This window comes from candidate division KSB1 bacterium, assembly GCA_022562085.1.
Classification (GTDB): domain Bacteria; phylum Zhuqueibacterota; class Zhuqueibacteria; order Oceanimicrobiales; family Oceanimicrobiaceae; genus Oceanimicrobium.
This window is the reverse complement of the sequence record JADFPY010000410.1, coordinates 1-3,712: the sequence shown is the minus strand read 5'-3', so window position 1 is coordinate 3,712 and position 3,712 is coordinate 1. Positions and strand designations below refer to the sequence as shown.

General features: G+C 46.9%; 2 protein-coding genes and 1 tRNA gene. 1 reads left to right on the top strand and 2 read right to left on the bottom strand.

Features of this window, described 5'->3' with window-relative positions; all coding sequences use genetic code 11:
• Nucleotides 1–1,436 (bottom strand): PQQ-binding-like beta-propeller repeat protein (locus IH879_21360; GenBank protein ID MCH7677475.1); only part of this gene is annotated, 1,436 nt, incomplete at its 3' end.
• Between the two features lie 665 nt (nucleotides 1,437–2,101).
• On the opposite strand from IH879_21360, the gene IH879_21355 reads away from it, so the two are divergent.
• The gene (locus tag IH879_21355) at nucleotides 2,102–3,061 is read left to right on the top strand and encodes an integron integrase (GenBank protein ID MCH7677474.1); all 960 of its coding nucleotides are present in this window, start codon (nucleotides 2,102–2,104) and stop codon (nucleotides 3,059–3,061) included.
• A gap of 522 nt (nucleotides 3,062–3,583) precedes the next feature.
• Here the strand turns inward: IH879_21355 and IH879_21350 are convergent.
• Nucleotides 3,584–3,659: transfer RNA gene (locus IH879_21350), tRNA-Lys, on the bottom strand.
• Nucleotides 3,660–3,712: the final 53 nt, after the last annotated feature.

Here is a 3,712-nt window from a genome sequence, read left to right as displayed (position 1 = left end):
TCTCCCCGGTAAATAAAGTGGACGATATCCTCTCCTTCGATCAGGGGAAATTCCTTTTGCTCAGCCATAAACTCGTCAACCAGCGCGATCTTATCCATGGCCTGTTCTGCTTTCTTTACAAATTGTGCAAACTTCGAGTCCGGTACCATGCCGTCGGCGTTCGCGACGGCTTGCGCAACGGACTGCGCGGGCACGATATCGACGCCGGCGATTTCGGTCATGCTGCGCAGAAACAATCTGCCGCCTGCAAAGCTTGCCGGCGTCCAAACCAGGTTGGCGAACAAGTCCAGACTGGCGATTTGTTTGTACCCCTCCGGCGAAGCGGGCGCCACGCTGAGTCTGCCGTTTTTGGTAATGACCACCAGATGCCCGTCCACCACAATGGGGAAGCCGTCACCCGGGGCGCGCGAACGCCACACCCGTTCGCCGGTTTCCGCATTCACGCAGCCGAAGATGCGACTGTTGTACCCGAACAGGTGACCGTCGTGATAGACCGGAATCACATAAGTGCCCTTGATGGCTTTTGTTTGCCAGACTTCGTCCACCTGATACATTTCGTTGGCGTATTCAATCTTGAACAGCATGCCGCCCTGATCCGTATTCTTCAAAAAGAATTGATTGCCTTCGACGGGAACAAGGTTGGCGCTTGCCGCGCCCATGAGAATGCCGGTGCCGCCATGCTCAAAGCGCCACAAAATTTTGCCGGTTTCCGGCTGCAGTCCGTACAGAGCGCGATTGGTAATGCCTACAAACTGGCTGCCATCGCTGGTTTGCAGCAGATAAGGCGATTGGTATTCCACGGTGTCGCCACCGGCAGCCCACAGCACCTGCCCGGTATTGGGGTCGAAGGCCGAAATCGCGTTCTGCGCAGCGCCGCCGGTTTCGACCACAAGGATGTTATTGTACAGAATTGGGGAGGTGGCAAAGCCATAGAAAGGTATTTTCGCCTGGTGATCCACTACCAGATCGCTGTCCCACACCAGCTCGCCGGTTTTGCGATCCAAAGCAAACAGGCGTCCGCCTGCGCTCAACCCTACGACCTTGTTTTGCGAGATCAGCGGGGTCGAGATCGGACCGTTGGCGGAGCCCCATCGGCCGGGAAAGGTTGGCCCGATTTTGAAACGCCAGAGCTCGCTGCCGTCTTCAACGTCCAGAGCAATGGCGTAGTCAAAAGTGCTGTCCGAAAACATGGTAACGGCCATGCCATCCAGAACCGAAACCGCAGAATACCCGGAACCCAACTCCTTCTTCCAGGCTATTTTCAGTTCAATCGGTTGCTCCCCTTTGATAACCCCGGGGGTTACGGTAAAATTGCCGTGTGGGCCGCCCCAGGCCGGCCAGTCATCGCCGCCGGGTGAAGCCCAGCCAGAGTGTGCGGCGAGTAGCAGCAGGGCAAAAGCGGCTGTGGTTCGAAACAAGTTGGTCAATTTTGTCATGATTCCTCCTTCGGATTAGGGTATGACATCTATGAATTTGTTCTGCACGTTCAGGTTCAGGATCCGCGAGCTCAGCATAGTTGCATCTTTCGCTGGCGGCAATCTGTCGTGGCAGAAAGTTAAGGGCGACCTCGCGTTTGAATTTGGTATCCTGTAGACTACACCCATGCCGCCTTCACTAATTTTTTCGGATTTTGTAGTGCAATATAGTTTGATCGATCAATATATTACCTTGGATTATCTAAATTTCTTACCGTATAACTATGAATATCCTTCATAAATGCAATGTTATAACACGGCATTTATGTCTGATAAAAACATCGTTTAGCTTATAAAAAGTGGACAAACGTTGCGATTTTTGCAGTATAACGCTCAAGTACCGGGATTATACTGCATCATAATGTGCCCACTGAAACCTGCAAAGCTGAAGCGGACGAACAATCAAAAAAAATCTATTACTAGTAAAAAATACTTGCAAAAAGTTGCTAGGATGCGTATTTAGGTGTACAAAAGAACACTCTATGGGGAGACTTGGTGTAGAGTCGAGGCTGAGAGATGTGGAGGCTAACCGTGAAATCCTCATCGGCTTTGTTCCATCCTTGTTAAATTTCCTTAAAAGATATGTTTTCCAAATGTAACATGCAATAAAAAACTCGGGAGGCTGCATGGGTGAAAGAAAATTACTGGAGGTAGTGCGAGATTCATTGAGGACTCAGAATTACAGCTATCGCACTGAAAAAACTTACATCAATTGGATACGCAAATACATCCTGTTTCACAACAAACGGCATCCAAAGGAAATGGGAGAACGAGAAATAAATCAATTTCTCACATACCTCGTTGTTAATCAGAAGGTTGCAGCATCAACGCAAAATCAGGCGCTCAGTGCTTTGTTATTCCTATATAAGCGGATCCTGAGAAAAGAAATAGGGTGGATTGGCAATATTCAGCGAGCAAGAAAGCCTAAAAAAATTCCAGTGGTATTTACAAGGGAAGAAGTGAAAAAAGTGATGTTGCATCTACACGGCAAATGTTGGCTCATGGGTGCCTTGATGTATGGTTCGGGATTGCGTCTCATGGAGTGCTTGAGATTGCGAGTCAAGGATTTGGATTTCGCATGTCGCCAAATTACGGTAAGAAGCGGAAAAGGTCAAAAAGACAGACTAACAATGATGCCAGAGTCAGTCATCTCGCCTTTGAAAACTCACCTGCAGCGGGTCAAATCGTTACATGAGAAAGACCTTGCTGAAGGCTTCGGCAGTGTGCGGTTGCCAGGTGCTTTGAGGCGAAAATACCCGAACGCTGATAAAGAATGGCGATGGCAATACGTTTGCCCAGCATCGACCCGGTATTTTGACCCTGAGGACAAGGAGCATAGAAGACATCATTTCCATGAGTCAGCTGTACAAAGGGCCATGAAGGATGCAATTGAAAAGGCTTGTATTACGAAAACTGGAAGCTGTCACACTCTACGTCACAGTTTCGCAACTCATTTATTAGAGAACGGCCACGATATTAGAACCGTTCAGGAACTCCTGGGTCACCAAGACGTGCGAACAACAATGATTTATACGCACGTTCTAAACCGAGGGGGAATGGGTGTGAAGAGTCCTATGGATTATTAGCAGTTACCTTTGGACTCGATGTTGCATTTATTTTTTGGGAAAAAACCGGTTTCGTTAAAGTTGCGTTAAAATTTGGGTAAACAGGGTAAACTTGAGAATAGAGAAAGATAAGCCCTCAAAATTTGAGAGCTATATCATAGTCTATAAAGCTAGATCATCAAAAGTCTTTAGGTTCAATAAAACCATCAAAACAATTGAATCCATGTTACCATAATGTTACCACTTTGCTATCCAAATATCCGAAAACACATACAAATGGATACAAAGAAATGAGTGACTTTAGCCTTGAATCGCAGTTTTGCGATGTTCATTAGGCACAAAAAATATTACTTCTAATCCGTAGGTCATTTATGGAAAAAAGAGATGAGCCACCGAGGCCAGACTGGTCTGCGAAAGCACGCCGAAAAAGTTACGTTAAAGTTACGTTATTTTTTGTCCAAACATGGGTAAATTTGAGAATACCCAAACAAAAAAGGCTCTCCAGAAATGGAGAGCTTGTAATTGTTTTTATTAAGTTTAGCTTGGTGCGTCGTCGGGGAATCGAACCCCGAACCTTGGGCTTAAGAGGCCCCTGCTCTGCCAATTGAGCTAACGACGCTAATTTGAGTAGGACAAATTACAATAAACAATTCCCAAATAAAACACAAATTT

Excerpts from the sequence above, each read along its gene's own strand:
- IH879_21355 (MCH7677474.1), top strand. The coding sequence starts at position 2,102 with ATGGGTGAAAGAAAATTACTGGAGGTAGTGCGAGATTCATTGAGGACT.